General features: G+C 53.9%; 18 protein-coding genes. 12 read left to right on the top strand and 6 right to left on the bottom strand.

Annotated features, from left to right (window positions below):
* Positions 1 to 7: 7 nt before the first annotated feature.
* From mreB to tldD, 7 genes are all read left to right on the top strand, one after another.
* On the top strand, positions 8 to 1,051 hold the full coding sequence (gene mreB, locus ACFL9S_RS04410; RefSeq protein ID WP_126485560.1) for a rod shape-determining protein MreB: 1,044 nt from the start codon (positions 8 to 10) through the stop codon (positions 1,049 to 1,051).
* 69 nt (positions 1,052 to 1,120) lie between these two features.
* Positions 1,121 to 2,149, top strand: a complete 1,029-nt coding sequence (gene mreC / locus ACFL9S_RS04405; protein ID WP_405260458.1) for a rod shape-determining protein MreC — start codon at positions 1,121 to 1,123, stop codon at positions 2,147 to 2,149.
* Positions 2,146 to 2,634: a rod shape-determining protein MreD gene (gene mreD / locus ACFL9S_RS04400; RefSeq protein WP_405260457.1), complete on the top strand. Its 489-nt coding sequence runs from the start codon at positions 2,146 to 2,148 to the stop codon at positions 2,632 to 2,634. Before mreC ends, mreD begins: the two co-directional genes overlap by 4 nt.
* Before the next feature lie 9 nt (positions 2,635 to 2,643).
* Entirely contained in the window at positions 2,644 to 3,237 is a 594-nt protein-coding gene (locus ACFL9S_RS04395) for a Maf family protein (RefSeq protein WP_405260456.1), read from the top strand.
* On the top strand, positions 3,227 to 4,696 hold the full coding sequence (gene rng / locus ACFL9S_RS04390) for a ribonuclease G (protein WP_405260455.1): 1,470 nt from the start codon (positions 3,227 to 3,229) through the stop codon (positions 4,694 to 4,696). The genes ACFL9S_RS04395 and rng overlap by 11 nt, the downstream gene beginning before the upstream one ends.
* Before the next feature lie 158 nt (positions 4,697 to 4,854).
* Entirely contained in the window at positions 4,855 to 8,661 is a 3,807-nt protein-coding gene (gene yhdP, locus ACFL9S_RS04385; protein ID WP_405260454.1) for an AsmA2 domain-containing protein YhdP, read from the top strand.
* 124 nt (positions 8,662 to 8,785) lie between these two features.
* Positions 8,786 to 10,231 carry a metalloprotease TldD gene (tldD, locus tag ACFL9S_RS04380; RefSeq protein WP_405260453.1) on the top strand — a complete coding sequence of 482 codons (1,446 nt, stop codon included), beginning with the start codon at positions 8,786 to 8,788 and terminating at the stop codon, positions 10,229 to 10,231.
* 66 nt (positions 10,232 to 10,297) lie between these two features.
* Here tldD and aaeR read toward each other — a convergent pair whose 3' ends face one another.
* Positions 10,298 to 11,212, bottom strand: a complete 915-nt coding sequence (gene aaeR, locus ACFL9S_RS04375) for an HTH-type transcriptional activator AaeR (protein ID WP_405260452.1) — start codon at positions 11,210 to 11,212, stop codon at positions 10,298 to 10,300.
* 274 nt (positions 11,213 to 11,486) lie between these two features.
* Between aaeR and aaeX the strand changes: the two genes are divergently transcribed.
* The 4 genes from aaeX (at position 11,487) to ACFL9S_RS04355 (ending at position 15,005) form a co-directional block, all read left to right on the top strand.
* Complete coding sequence (aaeX, locus tag ACFL9S_RS04370; protein ID WP_133844248.1) at positions 11,487 to 11,690, top strand: p-hydroxybenzoic acid efflux pump operon protein AaeX; 204 nt, start codon at positions 11,487 to 11,489, stop codon at positions 11,688 to 11,690.
* Between the two features lie 7 nt (positions 11,691 to 11,697).
* Positions 11,698 to 12,630, top strand: coding sequence for a p-hydroxybenzoic acid efflux pump subunit AaeA (aaeA, locus tag ACFL9S_RS04365; RefSeq protein WP_405260451.1), 933 nt, complete (start codon positions 11,698 to 11,700; stop codon positions 12,628 to 12,630).
* Positions 12,631 to 12,643: 13 nt separating this feature from the next.
* The gene (aaeB, locus tag ACFL9S_RS04360; RefSeq protein WP_405260474.1) at positions 12,644 to 14,602 is read left to right on the top strand and encodes a p-hydroxybenzoic acid efflux pump subunit AaeB; all 1,959 of its coding nucleotides are present in this window, start codon (positions 12,644 to 12,646) and stop codon (positions 14,600 to 14,602) included.
* Positions 14,603 to 14,735: 133 nt separating this feature from the next.
* On the top strand, positions 14,736 to 15,005 hold the full coding sequence (locus ACFL9S_RS04355) for a hypothetical protein (protein WP_133844145.1): 270 nt from the start codon (positions 14,736 to 14,738) through the stop codon (positions 15,003 to 15,005).
* An 81-nt stretch (positions 15,006 to 15,086) separates the two neighbouring features.
* Here ACFL9S_RS04355 and yhcN (ACFL9S_RS04350) read toward each other — a convergent pair whose 3' ends face one another.
* From yhcN (ACFL9S_RS04350) to argR, 4 genes are all read right to left on the bottom strand, one after another.
* Positions 15,087 to 15,350: a peroxide/acid stress response protein YhcN gene (gene yhcN / locus ACFL9S_RS04350; RefSeq protein ID WP_133844143.1), complete on the bottom strand. Its 264-nt coding sequence runs from the start codon at positions 15,348 to 15,350 to the stop codon at positions 15,087 to 15,089.
* Between the two features lie 92 nt (positions 15,351 to 15,442).
* Positions 15,443 to 15,712 (bottom strand): peroxide/acid stress response protein YhcN, encoded by a 270-nt coding sequence (yhcN, locus tag ACFL9S_RS04345; protein ID WP_133844141.1) that lies wholly within the window; start codon positions 15,710 to 15,712, stop codon positions 15,443 to 15,445.
* A gap of 125 nt (positions 15,713 to 15,837) precedes the next feature.
* Positions 15,838 to 16,101 carry a peroxide/acid stress response protein YhcN gene (yhcN, locus tag ACFL9S_RS04340; RefSeq protein WP_405260450.1) on the bottom strand — a complete coding sequence of 88 codons (264 nt, stop codon included), beginning with the start codon at positions 16,099 to 16,101 and terminating at the stop codon, positions 15,838 to 15,840.
* A 427-nt stretch (positions 16,102 to 16,528) separates the two neighbouring features.
* Positions 16,529 to 16,999: a transcriptional regulator ArgR gene (gene argR / locus ACFL9S_RS04335; protein ID WP_133844137.1), complete on the bottom strand. Its 471-nt coding sequence runs from the start codon at positions 16,997 to 16,999 to the stop codon at positions 16,529 to 16,531.
* A 317-nt stretch (positions 17,000 to 17,316) separates the two neighbouring features.
* On the opposite strand from argR, the gene mdh reads away from it, so the two are divergent.
* Positions 17,317 to 18,252, top strand: coding sequence for a malate dehydrogenase (mdh, locus tag ACFL9S_RS04330; protein ID WP_405260449.1), 936 nt, complete (start codon positions 17,317 to 17,319; stop codon positions 18,250 to 18,252).
* 70 nt (positions 18,253 to 18,322) lie between these two features.
* On the opposite strand, the gene degS is transcribed toward mdh, so the two are convergent.
* Positions 18,323 to 19,387 (bottom strand): outer membrane-stress sensor serine endopeptidase DegS, encoded by a 1,065-nt coding sequence (gene degS / locus ACFL9S_RS04325; protein ID WP_405260448.1) that lies wholly within the window; start codon positions 19,385 to 19,387, stop codon positions 18,323 to 18,325.
* Between the last annotated feature and the right edge of the window lie 74 nt (positions 19,388 to 19,461).

The following is a 19,461-nucleotide window of genomic DNA, read 5'->3' as shown; positions in this document are numbered from 1 at the left end:
CTTTAGTATGTTTAAAAAATTCCGTGGCATGTTTTCCAACGACTTGTCCATCGACCTGGGTACAGCCAATACCCTGATTTACGTGAAAGGGCAGGGCATTGTTCTTAATGAGCCTTCCGTCGTTGCTATCCGTCAGGATCGTGCCGGTTCCCCTAAGAGCGTAGCGGCAGTCGGTCATGACGCAAAACAGATGCTGGGTCGTACACCCGGCAATATCGCAGCTATTCGCCCAATGAAAGATGGCGTTATCGCCGATTTCTTTGTTACCGAAAAAATGTTGCAGCACTTCATCAAACAGGTTCACAGCAACAGCTTTATGCGCCCAAGTCCGCGCGTGCTGGTCTGTGTGCCCGTTGGTGCAACCCAGGTTGAACGTCGTGCTATCCGTGAGTCCGCTCAGGGGGCCGGTGCGCGTGAAGTTTTCCTGATTGAAGAACCTATGGCTGCAGCTATCGGTGCAGGTCTGCCTGTTTCTGAAGCGACCGGTTCTATGGTGGTGGATATCGGTGGTGGTACGACCGAAGTGGCGGTGATCTCGCTGAACGGCGTGGTTTATTCCTCTTCTGTTCGCATCGGTGGTGACCGTTTCGATGAAGCCATCATTAATTATGTGCGCCGTAATTACGGCTCTCTGATTGGTGAAGCCACCGCAGAGCGTATTAAGCATGAAATCGGTTCCGCTTATCCGGGTGACGAAGTGCTGGAAATCGAAGTCCGCGGTCGTAACCTGGCTGAAGGGGTTCCGCGTGGTTTCACCCTGAACTCTAACGAGATCCTGGAAGCCTTGCAGGAGCCGTTAACCGGCATCGTGAGTGCCGTCATGGTTGCACTGGAACAGTGCCCGCCAGAACTGGCATCTGACATCTCCGAACGTGGCATGGTACTGACGGGGGGCGGTGCGCTGTTGCGTAACCTTGACCGTCTGCTTATGGAAGAGACCGGAATTCCGGTAGTCGTTGCAGAAGATCCACTGACCTGCGTTGCACGCGGTGGTGGTAAAGCGTTGGAAATGATTGACATGCACGGCGGCGATTTGTTCAGCGAAGAATAATTTGCCTGAAGGAGTGGCGGGGCGCTGCCCGCACTCCTTTTTCATGTTGTCGAGGAAAACGCCGAGTTTATGAAGCCGATGTTCAGCAGGGGGCCTTCCCTGCAGTTACGCTTATTTTTAGCGGTTATTGTGGCAATAGGCGTCATTGTTGCCGACAGTCGTATGGGGGTTTTCTCCCAGATCCGCACCTATATGGACACTGCCGTCAGTCCATTCTATTTCCTGGCCAACGGGCCTCGTCAGATTTTGGACAATGTTTCAGAAACATTGGCCTCCCGCCAGCAACTCGAGCTGGAAAATAAAGCCTTACACCGCGAACTGATGCTCAAGAACAGCGAATTGCTGATGCTGGGCCAGTTCAAGCAGGAAAATGCGCGCTTACGTGAACTGCTGGGGTCACCCCTGCGTCAGGACGAGCATAAAATGGTCACGCAGGTGATCTCCACCGGCACCGATCCCTACACCGATCAGGTGGTGATCGACAAAGGTAGCGTAAACGGTGTTTACGAAGGTCAGCCGGTGATCAGTGATAAAGGCGTGGCCGGTCAGGTGGTGGCAGTGGGTAAAATCACCAGCCGCGTGCTGCTGATTTGTGATGCTTCACATGCACTACCGATTCAGGTTCTGCGCAATGACATCCGCGTGATTGCGGCTGGCAATGGCTGCACGGAAGATTTGCAGCTTGAACATCTGCCGGGCAATACCGATATCCGCGTGGGTGATGTGCTGGTGACGTCCGGTCTGGGTGGGCGCTTCCCTGAAGGTTACCCTGTTGGGGTGGTCTCTTCAGTGAAAGTGGATACCCAACGTGCTTACACGGTGATCCAGGCGCGTCCAACGGCGGGTCTTCAGCGTCTGCGTTATCTGCTGCTGCTGTGGGGCGCGGATCGCAATGGCACGATGCCAATGGCGCCGGACGAAGTTCATCGCGTGGCGAATGAACGCTTGATGCAGATGATGCCGCAGGTACTGCCGCAGGCCAGCGAAATGGTGGGGCCACCTGCCCCTTCAGTCGCGGCACCCGCCAGTATCCCGGCAGCGGTTCCTGCCGTTGCACCTGTTCGCCGTTCGCCGCCCGTAAGTGGAGGCCAGCCTTGAGTAGTTACCGCAGCCACGGACGCTGGGTTATCTGGCTCTCTTTTCTGGTGGCGCTGGTGCTACAAATCATGCCCTGGCCTGAGGCGCTGTTTGTTTATCGCCCGTCATGGCTATTGTTGATCCTGATCTACTGGGTGCTGGCGTTGCCGCACCGGGTCAACGTGGGCACCGGATTTGTGATGGGATCTATAATGGATCTTATCTCCGGTTCGACACTCGGCGTGCGCGCACTGGCATTCAGTATCGTTGCCTACCTGGTGGCCTTCAAATTCCAGTTATTCCGCAACCTGGCGCTTTGGCAGCAGGCACTGATGGTGATGGTGTTGTCACTGGCAATGGATGTCATCGTATTCTGGTCTGAGTTCCTGGTGATTAACGTTTCCTTCCGTCCAGAAATTTTCTGGAGTAGCGTCGTCGACGGTATCCTATGGCCCTGGCTGTTCTTACTGATGAGAAAAATTCGCCGCCAGTTTGCCGTACAATAAAGGACAATTATGGTATCCCTGTATCTGGCTTCGGGTTCCCCACGCCGCCGCGAGCTGCTGGCTCAGTTAGGCCTGTCATTTGAACGTCTTTCTAATGACGTCGAAGAACAGCGTCATCCGGGTGAAACCGCAGAGCAATATGTGCGCCGTCTGGCGCGGGATAAAGCGCTGGCAGGTGTTGCCGTGGCTGCCATCGATCTCCCGGTTCTGGGTGCTGATACCATCGTTGTACTGAATAATCATGTGCTGGAGAAGCCCGCGGATGCTGACGCTGCCTCTGCCATGCTGGCGATGCTCTCTGGCAAGACTCATGAAGTCATGACCGCAGTAGCGCTGGCCGATCGTCAGCGCACTCTTGAATGTCTTGTTGTCACTGAGGTGACATTTCGCACGTTAACATCTGAAGATATTGCTGGTTATGTTGCCAGCGGCGAGCCAATGGATAAGGCGGGCGCTTATGGGATTCAGGGAATGGGTGGCAACTTTGTCAGAAAAATTAACGGAAGCTATCACGCGGTAGTGGGGCTGCCTCTGGTGGAAACCGCCGAGCTGTTCAGCCATTTTCAATCGCTGCGTGACGTGAGAGGTCAAGATGACAGCTGAACTGTTGGTCAATATTACGCCATCGGAAACCCGTGTTGCTTACATCGACGGTGGCATTCTGCAGGAAATCCATATCGAGCGCGAAGCGCGCCGTGGCATTGTTGGCAACATCTACAAAGGCCGTGTCAGCCGGGTGTTACCGGGAATGCAGGCTGCCTTTGTTGATATCGGGCTGGAAAAAGCGGCGTTTTTACACGCTTCCGACATCATGCCGCACACCGAATGCGTCGCCCGCGACGAAAAGAAAAACTTCATCGTGCGTGATATCTCCGAGCTGGTACGCCAGGGGCAAGACCTGATGGTGCAGGTGGTGAAAGACCCGCTTGGCACGAAAGGCGCACGTCTGACGACCGATATCACCCTGCCGTCACGCTACCTGGTGTTTATGCCGGGTGCGTCGCATGTGGGTGTTTCGCAACGTATCGAGAGCGAAGCCGAGCGCGATCGCCTGAAATCTGTCGTTGCCAGCTATTGTGATGAGCTGGGTGGATACATCATTCGTACCGCCGCAGAAGGTGTGGGCGAAGATGAGCTGGCGTCTGATGCCGCGTTCCTTAAACGTCTGTGGACCAAGGTGATTGAACGTAAGAAACGCAATCAGACGCGCTGCCGTCTGTATGGTGAAGTCGCGCTTTCACAGCGTATCCTGCGTGACTTTGCCGGTGCCGCGCTGGACCGTATCCGTATCGACTCCCGTCTGACGTTTGAGCATCTGGTGGAGTTCACCAGCGAATATATCCCGGAGATGACGGCGAAGCTGGAGCTGTATGTCGGCAAGCAGCCCATTTTCGATCTGTTCGATGTGGAAAACGAAATTCAGCGTTCTCTCGACCGTAAAGTCGAGCTGAAGTCGGGTGGCTATCTGATCATTGATCAGACGGAAGCCATGACCACGATTGATATTAATACCGGCGCCTTCGTTGGCCATCGTAACCTTGAAGAAACCATCTTCAATACCAACATCGAGGCGACCCAGGCGATTGCCCGTCAGCTCAGGCTGCGCAACCTTGGCGGCATTATCATTATCGACTTTATCGATATGAATAATGACGAGCACCGCAGGCGAGTCTTGCATTCACTTGACCAGGCCCTGAGTAAAGATCGGGTGAAAACAGGCGTGAATGGTTTCTCACAGCTGGGGCTGGTGGAAATGACGCGTAAGCGCACGCGCGAAAGTATTGAGCATGTCCTGTGCCAGGACTGCCCGGTGTGTAAAGGGCGCGGCACGCTGAAAACGGTCGAAACGGTATGCTATGAAATCATGCGCGAGATTGTGCGCGTGCATCATGCTTATGATTCAGACCGTTTCCTGGTTTACGCCTCACCATCGGTGGGTGAAGCGCTGAAGAGCGATGAGTCTCATGCTTTAGCGGAAGTAGAAATCTTTGTGGGCAAGCAGGTTAAAGTTCAAATTGAACCGCTCTATACTCAGGAGCAGTTTGACGTGGTGATGATGTAATATCAGTGCGGATCTCCCCCAGTTTTGCGCTAAAAGTCGCGCAGGTCTGGGGTAAACTGGACGTTATGGCTTGAACCGCCTTGTCGTATCTCACTCGTGAGACACCAACAGATTTTAGTGACTGGCTATCCGTTTCCACGGAAGACAAGGAGAGGAGTGTGAGGCAATTGCCGAGGGTTTTGCTATTCACTGGCGCAACATTGGTGGTGGTTACTGCGCTATTAGTGAGTGGCTTACGTCTGCTGATGCCGCATATGAACAGTTGGCGTACGCCAATTCTTGACGCTGTCTCTGCTGCCGCGGGAGTGGAGGTAAAGGCCAGCGCGATTGAAGGGAACTGGGAGAACTTTGGTCCCCGCCTGGAAATCAAAGATATCCAGACCGGGTTTTCCGATGGCGGCGCGCTGAAAATCCAGCGCGTTACCCTGGCGCTGGATGTCTGGCAATCATTGCTGCATCTGCGCTGGCAGTTTCGCGATCTGACCTTCTGGCAGCTCAACCTGCTCACCAATACCCCATTGAATGGCGGCAATAATCGTCAGTCAGATTTTCAGACTGAACGGTTAAACGATCTCTTCCTGCGCCAGTTTGACCACTTCGATCTGCGCGACAGTCACATCAGTTTTGTTACCCCATCCGGACAGCGGGCAACGCTGGCTATTCCGCAACTGACCTGGCTGAATGAAAAAAATCGGCATCGTGCCGAGGGGCTGGTCAGTCTTTCCAGTTTCACGGGCCAGCATGGTGTGGTGCAGTTGCGGCTGGATCTCAGTGACAGCAATGGCTACCTCAGCACCGGGCGAGTGTGGATGCAGGCCGATGACGTTGATATGAAACCCTGGCTGGGGCAGTGGATACGTGACAACACCAGCCTGGAAAGCGCCCGTTTCAGCCTCGCCGCCTGGATGAGTGTGCAAAATGGTGAAGTCCATGATGGCGATGTCTGGTTGAAACAGGGGGGCGCTAACTGGCAGGGCGACAAACAAACGCACCATCTCAGCGTAGACAACCTCACTGCACATATCAGCCGTTATAACGGTGGCTGGAATGTGAATATCCCACAAACGCGCTTTATCACGGATGGGCAGCCCTGGCCTCACGGGCAGTTATCTCTGTTATGGCAGCCTGAAAATACGCAGCTCCCCGGTCCTGACCATCATCAGGAGCTGCGGGTGCGAGCCACCGATCTGGACCTTGAGCGCCTTGATCCGCTGATCCCCCTGTTTGCCAAACTGTCACCTCAGCTGCTGGAAAACTGGCGTGCGCTGCAACCGCGCGGGCAACTCAACGCGCTGGCGCTGGATATCCCGCTTCAGCAGCCGGAGCTGACTCGCTTCCAGGCCAAATGGCAAAACATGAGCTGGCAGCAATGGGAACTGTTGCCGGGTATGGAACATCTTAGCGGGACGCTGGCAGGCGGGGTCGCTGATGGGCGGCTGACCTTCGATATCCAGCAGGCAACGCTGCCTTATGGTGATATGTTCCGGGCACCGCTGGAGATTGCCCAGGCCAGTGGCGCACTCAACTGGGAGTATGGCAAACAGGGGCTGACGCTGTCTGGTCAGCAAGTTGATGTTCAGGCGCGCTCACTGTGGGCCCGGGGTGACTTCCGCTACCAGCAACAGAATGATCGGCCACCTCGCCTTGATATTCTCGCGGGCATCAACCTCACCAATGCGGGTGATGCCTGGCGCTATTTCCCTGAACCCTTGATGGGTAAATCGCTGGCGGACTATCTGAGCGGCGCGATTAAAGGCGGGCAGGTGAAGGATGCAACGCTGATCTTTGCCGGTGATCCGCACCATTTCCCGTTCAGAAAGAACGACGGCATGTTTGAAGTGGCGGTACCGTTGCGCCAGGCAACCTACGAATTTGAACCGGGCTGGCCGTTGCTGGAAAACCTGGATATTGACCTCGACTTCGCCAATAACGGCCTGTGGATGAAAGCACCGCAGATCAAACTGGGCGAGGTTAACGGACGCAATATTTCGGCGGTGATCCCCGACTATTTGCAGGAAAAACTGATTATTGATGGTGAGATCAATGGCGGAGGACCGCAGATACGTGACTACTTTAATCAGTCACCGCTGAAATCATCGCTGGGAGCGGCACTGGATGAACTGCAAATCGGTGGCGATGTTAGTGGGCGCTTACATCTTGATATCCCGCTGGATGGCAAGCAGGTTCGTGCCACGGGCGATGTGAATTTTGCGAAAAACTCACTGTTCATCAAACCGCTGGAGACGCGTTTTGAGCAACTGAGCGGGCACTTTACCTATGATAACGGCGACCTGAAAAGCGATGCCATGACCGCTCGCTGGTTCGGTCAGCCCATCGGCGTGAGTTTTAACACCCAGGATGGGGAAAAAGAGTATCAAATCGGTGTGGATCTGAAGGGCGACTGGCAGCCAGCAGCGATAACTCAGGTGCCCGAGGCGGTGCGTAAACAGCTGAGCGGGCATCTGCCGTGGCAGGGGAATGTGCTGGTGACCTTACCGCACAAAGGCGGCGCCAGTTACCAGGTTAACCTTGACGGTGATCTTAAAAATGTGAGCAGTCGCTTACCTGCTCCGCTTGATAAAACGGGCGCTAGTGCGCTTCCTGTGAAAGTGTCAGCAAAAGGTAACCTCAACACTCTGGATATCAGTGGTTCAGCGGGCGATCGTCATCGATTCAACAGCCGCTGGCTGCTGGGCAAACAGCTTAAGATTGACCGCGGTATCTGGGAAAACGACACAAAGCATCTGCCTGCGCTGCCGGAGAGCAGCGGAATGGTCCTGAATCTGCCAGCGCTGGACGGTGAGGCCTGGCTTGGCTTACTGGGTTCGGGCATGGGCAGCGGCGGTAACGGCAAAGCGGGAAGCGCGATGTTACCCGGTGATATTCGCCTGCATACACCGGCACTGACCCTTGCGGGCCAGCAGTGGCAGGATCTTACCGCGACGCTAAGCCAAAGCGCAGCGGGTGAGATGACGGTCAATGCACAGGGCAAGGATATCAATGGTGTTCTGGTCACTAAGCAGAACGAACCCTGGGTGGCGAACCTCAAATACCTCTATTACAACCCGCAGTGGGACAGCAAAGGCACCACCTTATCCCCCCTGCCTGATGATGCCACTACGGTGAATTTCAGCGGCTGGCCGGCACTGCGTCTGAACTGTGATGAATGCTGGCTGCGTGGGCAGAAATTCGGCCAGATGAAGGCCGACCTGACGCCATCCGGCGATACGCTGAAGTTGGAGAATGGACTGATCGATAGCGGTAACACCCATCTGACCGTCAAGGGGGAGTGGGTGAACCAGCCGGGACAGCAGCGCACGTCGTTGAAAGGCGTGTTAAGCGGTAAAAAAATTAATGATGCCACTAACTGGTTTGGTGTCAGCTCACCGCTGCGTGATTCGCCGTTTAAGCTGGAATACGATTTGCACTGGCAGTCGGCACCGTGGCAACCGTCGGAGCAGACATTAAGCGGTGTGCTTAAATCGCATCTGGGCGCGGGGCAGATTGCAGATGTTTCGACCGGCCGTGCCGGACAGCTGCTGCGTCTGGTCAGCTTCGACTCGCTGGTGCGTAAATTACGCCTCGATTTTAGCGACACCTTCAGCCAGGGCTTCTATTTCGACTCCATCAACGGTACGGCCTGGATTGAAAACGGTGTGATGCACACTGATAACCTGCTGGTGGATGGGCTGGAAGCTGACATTGCGATGAAAGGTAAGATGGATCTGGTCAGGCGTCAGATCGATATGGAAGCCGTCGTCGCGCCGGAAATTTCCACGACCGTCGGTGTCGCTACCGCCTTCGCGGTGAACCCGGTGGTTGGCGCGGCGGTCTTTGCTGCCAGTAAGGTGCTGGGGCCGCTGTGGAGCAAGATTTCCGTACTGCGCTACCACATCAGTGGACCGATAGATAAACCGCAAATTGATGAAGTGCTGCGTAAACCACGCGAGATCAGCGAGAAGTGAGTTTGACGTGGCTCTCATATTGCCTCACCCTTCATATATCATGTGGGATATCACCACCGTAACTCGTCATCACTGACATTTGAAAGCCAGCAGCCACTGGCTCATCCACACAGAGCGAGAATTCATGAGTCTGAATCTGGTAAGTGAGCAGTTACTAACTGCTAACAACATTCGTCAAAGCGACCTTTTTTCTATTCTCAGCCAGCTGTCAGAACGTAAGCTGGATTATGCGGACCTCTATTTTCAGTCCAGCTACCATGAGTCCTGGGTGTTGGAAGACCGCATCATTAAAGACGGTTCCTACAATATCGATCAGGGCGTCGGTGTGCGCGCGGTCAGCGGAGAGAAAACCGGCTTTGCGTATGCCGACCAGATTACGTTAAATGCGCTGCATCAAAGTGCCACAGCGGCACGCAGCATCGTGCGCGAACAGGGTAACGGCCAGTCACGCACGCTGGGCGCGGTGATGAACCGTGCGCTATACCCGGCACTGGATCCACTGCAAAGCCTGACCCGCGAAGAGAAAATCGCCCTGCTGCATCGCGTTGACAGCGCCGCACGCGCCGCCGACAAACGCGTACAGGAAGTGTCTGCCAGCCTGACAGGTGTTTATGAACTGGTGCTGGTTGCGGCAACCGATGGCACGCTGGCCGCCGATGTGCGTCCTCTGGTGCGTCTCTCGGTGAGTGTTCAGGTGGAAGATAACGGCAAGCGTGAGCGCGGTGCCAGCGGTGGCGGTGGACGCTTTGGCTATGAGTTCTTCCTGGCGAATGAAGACGGTGAAGTGCGCGCCGAAGCCTGGGCGCGTGAAGCCGTGCGTATGGCACTGGTAAATCTGAATGCGGTCGCGGCACCGGCAGGCACCATTCCAGTAGTACTGGGCGCAGGCTGGCCGGGTGTGCTGCTGCACGAGGCGGTGGGTCACGGTCTGGAAGGCGATTTCAACCGTCGTGGAACGTCCGTGTTCAGCGGCCAGATGGGGCAGCTGGTGGCCTCTGAACTCTGTACGGTGGTGGATGATGGCACCATCGAAGGGTTGCGCGGCTCGCTGGCAGTCGATGACGAAGGCGTGCCGGGTCAGTACAATGTATTGATTGAAAACGGTATTTTGAAAGGCTATATGCAGGATAAGCTCAATGCGCGCCTGATGGGCGTGGCGCCTACCGGGAACGGTCGTCGTGAATCCTATGCACATCTGCCGATGCCGCGTATGACTAACACCTACATGCTGGCAGGCAAGTCGACGCCGCAGGATATTATCGAAAGCGTGGAGTACGGTCTGTATGCGCCAAACTTCGGCGGCGGCCAGGTGGATATCACCTCGGGTAAATTTGTGTTCTCCACCTCGGAAGCTTACCTGATTGAAAACGGTAAGGTGACGAAGCCGGTGAAAGGCGCAACGCTGATCGGTTCCGGTATTGAAGCGATGCAACAGATTTCAATGGTGGGTAATGACCTGGCACTGGATAAAGGCGTCGGGGTCTGTGGTAAAGAGGGCCAGAGCCTGCCTGTTGGCGTGGGCCAGCCTACGTTGAAGCTGGACAAACTGACCGTCGGCGGCACAGCCTGACAGGCGTAGTGGGCAGACAGGTCTGACCCTGGGCGAGGCATGCCTCGCCCCTACGATATTTCTGCGTTATGTACGAAACTCCTGGTAAATCTCCGCCACCTTATCGAAATACGCGATCAGATAGTTAATGCACACCTGCACCTTTAGCGGCAATTTGTCTTTCTGGGTGTAGAGCGCATAGACCGGACGCGGCACCGACTGATAATGCCCGAAGAGGATCTCCACCTTCCCGGCATTAATCTCATCAATAATCCACATCAGCGGTACATAGGCGATACCGGTTCCCGATTTCAGCCAGCGGATCAGTGTCTGTGAGTCATTGGTGGCAAATCGGCCCTGAGGTGAGAGACGAATCGACGTGCCTTCCGGTGAGGTCAGCTCAAAATCGTTGTCCATGCGTACGCTGTACTCCAGCCACGAATAGTTACTGATATCGGAAGGTTTCTCCGGCGTGCCATTTTGCGCAAGATAACTTTTAGCAGCACAGACCACCATCGGCATGGAGCCCAGCCGTGTTGAAAACAGGCTTGAGTCTTGCAATGCACCGACCCGGATCACCAGATCCAGCCCGTCCGCAATAAGATCCGGTGCCGGGATCCCCGTGACCAGGTTAACCGTGAGTCCCGGATACTCCTTCAGCATCTCTTCCGTCATGGGCGCCAGCAAATTTTGCGACATGGTTGAAGAGCTGCCGATGCGCAGCGTGCCAACCGGCGTATTATTAAATGCCCACAGTTGTTCATGCACCTGTTGCGCCTCGGACATCATGCGGCGGCAGCCTTGAAAGTAGATCTTTCCGGCCTCGGTCAGCCCCAGGCTGCGCGTACTGCGGTTGAGCAGCTTCACCTGAAGTTCATTTTCCAGCCTGGCGACAATCTGGCTGACGGCCGACACGCTTAACTGCATCTGTTGTGCTGCTGCGGTAAATGAACCCAGTTCAACGACTTTTGCGAAAACGGTCATGCCCTTCAGTCTTTCCATTATTAATCCTGGCTTAAAAGTGATTTAGATCGCATTTGGTAGATAACTTATAGTCAGGCGCGTTACTATAGTCATGTCAGGTTATCGACCTGTCGCCCCGCGTATGACAATGCTGCCCCTGAATAGACTATTATTCAATTGGCTTTGGTGCTGATTAGCGTCTGACTGTCTCCATGTCACCTGATCATCTTTTGCATACATAATCCCCCAGTAACCGGGAGGAGAGCGGGTTGTGGCAGCGAGTGACCTGGTACGGTATCAACAAGGATAAAAGATGAGTGTACTTCCGGTTGTCGTGGTGTTCGGGATGTCATTCCCACCCATTTTTTTTGAAATAATTGTGTCGCTGATCGTGTTCTGGCTGGTCCGCCGTCTGATCACGCCAACCGGGATCTATGATCTGGTCTGGCATCCGGCGCTGTTTAATACGGCATTGTACTGCTGCCTGTTCTATTTGGTATCCCGATTGTTCGTCTGAGGTCATAGTGAAAGCTCTAACAAGAAAAATTGCCCGTTTCGCCATTACCCTGCTGCTGGTGATCATCGCGATTGTCCTGATTTTCCGCGTCTGGGTGTTTTATACCGAATCCCCGTGGACGCGTGACGCTAAATTCACCGCTGATGTTGTGGCGATTGCGCCTGATGTCAGCGGTCTGATCACCGACGTTCGCGTCCGTGATAACCAACTGGTGCAGAAAGACCAGGTGTTGTTCACCATCGACCAGCCACGTTACCAGAAAGCACTGGAAGAGGCGGAGGCGGATGTGGCCTACTACCAGGCGGTGTTGAGTGAGAAGCGCCGTGAAGCTGCGCGCCGCAATCAGCTGGGCATCTCGGCCATGTCGCGTGAAGCGATTGACCAGGCCAACAGTGATTACCAAACCACTGAACACCAGCTGGCGAAAGCCGTCGCTTCTCGCGACCTGTCGAAGCTGGACCTGGAGCGCACTACAGTAAAAGCACCCGCCGCAGGCTGGGTTACCAACCTGAATGTCTATACGGGTGAATTTATTACCCGCGGATCGACGTCGGTGGCGCTGGTGAAGCAGAACTCCTTCTATGTGCTGGCCTACCTGGAAGAGACCAAGCTGGACGGCATCCGTCCTGGTTACCGCGTCGAGATCACGCCACTTGGCAGCAACCATGTGCTGCACGGCTCGGTTGACAGTGTGGCCGCTGGTGTGACCAACAGCAGCAGCACGGTTGATGGTAAAGGTATGGCAACGATTGACTCCAACCTTGAGTGGGTGCGTCTGGCACAGCGTGTGCCGGTGCGGATTCACCTCGACCAGCAGCCGGGTAACCTCTATCCGTCGGGCACTACCGCGACCGTGGTAGTGACGGGGGCACAAGATCGTCAGGATAAAGATATGTCGCCGCTGATGAAGCTGATGCATCGCCTGCGCGAGTTTGGCTGAGGCGGGGCGAATGATGCAGTGGTATCGTCTGCGTTTTCCCATCAAACTGACATTTGCCATCTTACTGGCGCTGTTTGTTGGGTTTGAATTTAATCTGGAAACCCCGCGCTGGGCGGTAATGACGGCGGCTATTGTTGCCGGGGGCACTGCGTTTGCTGCCGGGGGCGACCCTTTCTCCGGCGCGCTGCGCCATCGCGGCATGTTGCGTATCATCGGCACCTTTATTGGTTGTATTGCCGCCGTGGTGATCATGGTGGCCACCATTCGTGCGCCGGTGGTGATGCTGCTGCTGTGCTGCATCTGGGCGGGTGTTTGCGTGTGGATCTCCTCACTGATTAAAGTGGAGAACTCCTATGCACTCGGCCTGGCTGGTTACACCGCTCTGATCATCGTCGTCACCGTCGATGCTAACGGTTCACTGCTGCTGGCTCCGCAATTTGCCGTTGAACGTTGCAGTGAAATCATCATCGGTATTGTCTGTGCCATTCTGGCGGATATGCTGTTTTCACCGCGATCCATCAAGCAGGATATTGACCGGGAAATTGATGCCCTGCTGGTGGAGCAGTACCGGCTGATGCAGCTCTGCGTGTCGCATGCAGACAAAGATGAAGTGGATAAATGCTGGGCGGGACTGGTACGCCGCACCACCGCGCTGAACGGTATGCGCACCCATCTGATGATGGAGTCGGGCCGCTGGCAGAAAGTGGAGCGTCGTCTGCGGGTGTTGAATACGCTGTCACTGACGTTGATTACCCAGGCCTGTGAAACCTTCCTGATCCAAAACACTCGTCAGGAGTATGTCCCTTCGCAGTTCCATCTGTTCTTCGAAAAGCCGGTCAATAATATTGCGGATATCCACAAGCGGATGAAAGTGATGCGCCGGGTGATTGCCGTCAGCGGCAGTAAAAATACGCCCACGACCATCCGTAGCTGGGTGGGGGCGGCCAGTCGCTATCTGCTGCTGCTGAAAGGGGTTCACACCAATAGCAGCATCAGCCGGATCGAAGAAGAGATCCTGAATGCGGAACCCATCGTTAAAATGCGTTCGGCTGAGAGCCGCCATGCTATGGTCAACGGATTACGTACTTTTGTCGCCATTGCTGTGGGGGCGCTGTTCTGGCTGTGGACCGGTTGGACCTCCGGCAGTGGTGCGATGGTGATGCTGGCGGTGATTACCTCACTGGCGATGCGTATGCCGAATCCGCTGATGGTGGCGAAAGACTTCCTCTACGGCATGATCGTGGCGATCCCATTGGGGGCGCTGTATTACATGGTGGTGATGCCGAATACCCAGCAAAGTATGCTGTTGCTGTGTATCGCGTTAGGGCTGATCGCTTTTATCTGCGGCATTCTGATCCAGCGGCGTCAGATTGGTACGCTGGGGGCGTTGGTGGGGACAATCAATATCCTGACGCTGGATAACCCGATGAAGTTTGAAGTCAGCCTGTTTATCGATAGCGCCCTTGGTCAGGCCATCGGCTGCTTTGTTGCTTTGCTGGTGATCCTGCTGATACGCGATACATCGAAAGCACGCGTCGGACGGACTCTGCTTAACCGCCTGATGTATGCCGCTGTTTCGGCGCTGACGACGAACCCGGCGCGGCGCAAAGAGAATCACTTGCCTGCGCTGTATCAGCAACTCTTTATGCTGCTGAATATCTTCCCCGGTGACATCGACAAGTACCGGCTGGCGCTGACGCTGATCATTGGTCACCAACGTATGCGTGATGCTGATGTGCCCGTGAATGCCGATCTCTCTGCGTTCCACAAGCAGATGCGCCATACCGCAGACCGGGTGATCTCCTCCAGCAGTGAAATCAAAAAACGCCATTACTTTGAACGCCTGCTGGCTGAGTTTGAGATCTATCAGCAAAAACTGGAACAGTATGACGCACCGATCGGTGTGACTGAGCCGGTTGCCCGACTGGCTGCGATGCTGAAAAAATACCAGAATACCCTGATCGAGATCTGATCACCTCGCTGGCAGCATCTGCTGTCAGCGCCTTACCCTGCCGGATCCCTTCCTCTGATGCCACTCCGTCATAAAACGACCGCCATTTGCCATCTATACTTATTGGCGTTGTGTGTCCTGCGGAGCTGCCAGCATGAGAAAAGAGAGTTTCGATTTTAATGTGATTGTCGACCAGGCGCATTTCTATCGCCAGTTCAGTGAGCGGTTTGCATTAACGGCGAGTGTGATAAGCGATTTGGATAGCTTGTGGGATGCCATCATTCAGCCGCAGGTGCCGCTACCGCTGGAGATTGAGTTTATTCATCTGGGAAGTGGTCAGAAACGACGATATGGCGCACTGATTTTGCTATTTGATGAAGCGGAAGAGGAGCTGGAGGGCCAGCTCCGCTTTAACGTCAGGTAGACGGGCAAAAAAAAGGCCCCGGCGAACGGGGCCAAAAAGGTCGTCTGGCCTGCCCATCATGGGCAGTGCATTGACGAGGAATTACTTATAGAGCTCGGCGGTTGCGTGCCAGCTGTCCTGATTACGTGCTTCAATAATGCGATAAGCACTGGCACCTTCACGGTCAGCTTTCTGTGACAGCTGCTGACGAATATCCGACGGTGTACCCGCCACGCCACTCAACGTAATTGTCCCCGCAGATTGCAGATTTTCAGCCTGTTGGCTGTTGACCAGCTGTGCAGCAGATGCGCCAAAGCTGACGACAGAGAACAGACCCAATGCAGCGATGGTTGTTTTAATTTTCATGATTAATCTCCTCATTGTGACCAACAACCTGCGGATTCAACATCATGACCGCAGTCATGTCACGGGCGGGTGCAGCAGCACCCGATACGATGTTATTTGTACAGTTCAGCGGTGGCGTGATAGTTACCGTCGTTACGTGCTTCGATAACGCGGTAAGAGGTTGCGCCCTGCTGGTCGGCTTTCTCTGACAGCGCATGACGGATATCCATTGGCGTGCCATCAATGCCGCTGACGCTTACGGTGCCGACAGATTGCAGGTTTTGGCTGGCGACCTGCTCATTAGTGACCAGATTCGCGGCGCTGGCGCCGAATGACAGAACAGAAGCAAGACTCAATGCAGCGATGGTAAAAGTGGTTTTCATGATGATGACTCCAGAATTAGGGTTGCGCGGTAACCGAAAGGGCTTAAAAGCGTTTTTTATACTTGGGGTTACCGTATTTCATTAATTAATTAACTAATAAATAGACGTCCAGGTTACATACTGGCTTATTTGTACAGCTCGGCTGTCGCGTGCCAGTTACCGTTCTCGTAGTCTTCGATAACGCGGTATGCGCTGGCGCCTTTCTCAGTTGCTTTATTATTCAGTGCCTGACGGATATCCATCGGCGATCCGGCTAAACCACTGACACTAACGACGCCGATAGATTGCAGATTCTTAGCCTGATCGGTGTTAACAGATTCAGCGGCAAAAGAACCAAATGACAGCGCAGATAACACGCTCAATGCAGTAATAGTAGTTTTAACGTTCATGATAATTTCCTCGTCAACTGTTTTTATCTTTTTACGTACTGTGATTTGCATCACGAAAACAAGTATAGATCTAATAACGTAAAAAATTAATAGCACGCTAATAATGTTTTGTTGGGATTCTTCTGGTGTTAGGGTGTTTTTAATAACCAGTCGTTATAAAAAACGCTTATATTTCACCCTGCACCTGTTAAATGCTTGTAAAAACATCGCACTGCGTGACATTAGCTATTTGTGCGCTTATTAGGGGGCGATCACATTGCTGAAATAATGTTTGGTAGTTGTAGCTGTGAGGTTCAGAACGAAAAGGAAGTGGGATATGCTGCTGTTGATTGTTTTATCAGGGAAATAAAAAAGGGCCGATGATCATCAGCCCTAAGTAAAATGCATAACTGGCGAGTGTTGCCGCCAGGTTAACGCCGGTGGTGCCTTATAACTCTTGCTCGAAGAGTACCAGCACTGCATCGTAGAGTTGTTTCACCGAAAAGGCGCGCGCAGGCGTAATAAAGATGGTGTCATCCCCGGCGATAGTTCCAAGAATGCCTTCCGCCTTTCCCAATGAGTCTAGCAGGCGTGCAATCAGCTGTGCGGCACCCGGGCTGGTGTGAATCACAACCAGCGCATCGTTAAAGTCGATATCCAGCACCAGATTTTTCAGCGGGCTGGTGGTGGTCGGCACGCCCAGTTCTGCTGGAAGGCAGTAAACCATCTCCATTTTCGCATTACGCGTGCGCACTGCACCGAACTTCGTCAGCATGCGGGACACTTTCGACTGGTTGATATTCTCGAAGCCTTCTTCCTGCAGTGCGCTGACAATCTCGCCCTGCGAGCTGAATTTTTCTTCCTTGAGTAAGGCTTTAAATGCCTTGATCAGGTCTTCTTGCTTTGATGGGTTACGCATAGGTTACCGATAAAAGGGAGTTATTAAGGGATACCCTCAGCAGGATATTACATTAATATGCAATAAAATGAATGTTTATGCAAATGAGAAGTGAGGAAAAGGACATTTTAAGAGCGTGGGTGCGGCAGTTTACCAAATTTTATCAGCAAAAAAAGCGTGCTGACGCGGTGCTGAAATGCGCACTTTGTGAACACTTTGTTATAATGTTGAGGTTGTTCCACAGCGCGCTAAAGGTGTAATGTAACGCCCAATCACGATGTATCTGTTTATTGATTTCCCGGCACATGTAATGTTCAAAAAATAATAAGGAGTTTAGGATGAAAGTTGCAGTCCTCGGTGCAGCAGGTGGTATTGGTCAGGCTTTGGCCCTCCTGCTTAAAACTCAGCTTCCGGCAGGCTCAGAACTCTCCCTCTATGATATCGCTCCGGTTACCCCCGGTGTAGCGGTTGATTTAAGCCACATCCCTACAGCAGTCAAAATTGAAGGTTTCAGCGGTGAAGATGCTACCCCGGCGCTTAAGGGCGCAGACGTGGTGCTAATTTCTGCTGGTGTTGCACGTAAACCGGGTATGGATCGTTCAGATCTTTTCAACGTAAATGCCGGCATTGTGCGTAATCTGATTGAGCAGGTCGCCTCGACCAGCCCAAAAGCACTGATTGGTATCATTACCAACCCGGTCAATACCACGGTAGCGATTGCTGCTGAAGTGCTGAAGAAAGCAGGCGTTTACGACAAAAATAAACTTTTTGGCATCACAACTCTCGATATCATTCGCGCGAACACGTTTGTTGCTGAGCTGAAAGGCAAGCAGCCTCAAGAACTCAACGTGCCAGTGGTCGGTGGACACTCTGGCGTGACGATCCTGCCATTGTTGTCACAGATCCCTGGCGTGACCTTTACCGAGCAGGAAGCGGCTGATCTGACTAAACGTATCCAGAACGCGGGTACTGAAGTGGTCGAGGCCAAGGCGGGTGGCGGTTCTGCAACCTTGTCGATGGGCCAGGCGGCTGCGGTCTTTGGTTTGTCACTGGTGCGCGCCCTGAAAGGCGAAAGCAACATTGTTGAATGTGCTTTTGTTGAAGGGGATGGCGAACATGCTCGTTTCTTCTCACAGCCGCTGCTGCTGGGTAAAAACGGTATTGTTGAGCGTCGTCCTATCGGGACACTGAGCGCGTTTGAACAGCAGTCGCTGGATGGCATGCTGGATACGCTGAAGAAGGATATTGTTCTCGGCGAAGAGTTCGTCAAGTAATAACCCCTTTATGCCTGGCACCGTAACGGTGCTGTTCACCCCGGCCCTGCCGGGGTGAACGTCTGGTACGCTACGGCGTCTGATTTTCTTCCGGGTATTCCTGAACCGTTACCGGCAACGTCATCTTTTTACCATCACGGCTGATTTCTACATTAATCACCGTTCCCGGGCGTATTTCCGCCACCTGATCCATGGTTTCCAGCGGTGAAGCAGCCTGAACGTTGTTGACCCGGGTAATCGTGTCATTGACCTGAAGACCAGCAATATCGGCTGGCCCACCTGCTTTAACAACCGTTACCACGATACCCTGAAGCTGAGGGTGCTCAATGCCGGTATCCAGCCCACTGGAGCGTCGGAATTCCTGGCCTGTAATGCCGATATAACCACGGATCACCCGGCCATCGCGGATCAGCTTTTCCATCACTTTAGTTGCCAGCTTGGTGGGGATAGCAAAGCCCAGCCCTTCCGGTGTTTCACCATTGCTGCTTTTATCAAACGACAGCGTATTAATCCCCATCAGTTCACCCAGCGAATTAATCAGCGCGCCGCCAGAGTTGCCACGGTTAATCGAGGCATCTGTTTGCAGGAAGTCCTGATGACGGGAAGGGCTGAGGCCAACGCGCCCGGTGGCACCGATAATGCCCTGGGTAACAGTCTGTCCGATGTTATAGGGGTTACCAATCGCCATCACCAGGTCGCCGACGTGTGCGACTCGCTGTGGGTTGATGGGGATCACCGGCAATGTGGATGCATTGATTTTCAGCACGGCCAGGTCGGTCAGGGTGTCTGAACCGACCAGCATCGCTTCAAAGGAGCGGCCATCCTGCAGATTGACGATAATCTGGCTGGCATCATTAATCACATGTTTATTGGTCAGGATATAGCCACGAGGGTCCATAATCACGCCGGAGCCCAGGACATCCGTTGAGCCGCTGGCGCTGTGGTTATAGACATAGACCACGGCAGGTGCCGCGCGGCGAACCCCGGCATTGTAACTGACGGGTTCTTCACTGGTGGTGCTGACGCTGGATCGCGACAGCAGGTCGCCCCCAAGCCTGAGGCTCGGTACGGCTACCAGAAGAATACCGGCCACAATCAGGCCAAAGATCACTGAACGCAAAATTTTAAGAAACATGGTCTTAAGCGGTGAATGAAAGAACAACTGGCAGGATAGCATGAGTTACGCAGACACAGTAGCCTGTGTCTGCG

The sequence above is a fragment of the Erwinia sp. AnSW2-5 genome, from assembly GCF_045107195.1.
Classification (GTDB): domain Bacteria; phylum Pseudomonadota; class Gammaproteobacteria; order Enterobacterales; family Enterobacteriaceae; genus Erwinia.
Note: the sequence above shows the minus strand (reverse complement) of the source record. Positions and strands in the feature narration are given on the sequence as shown.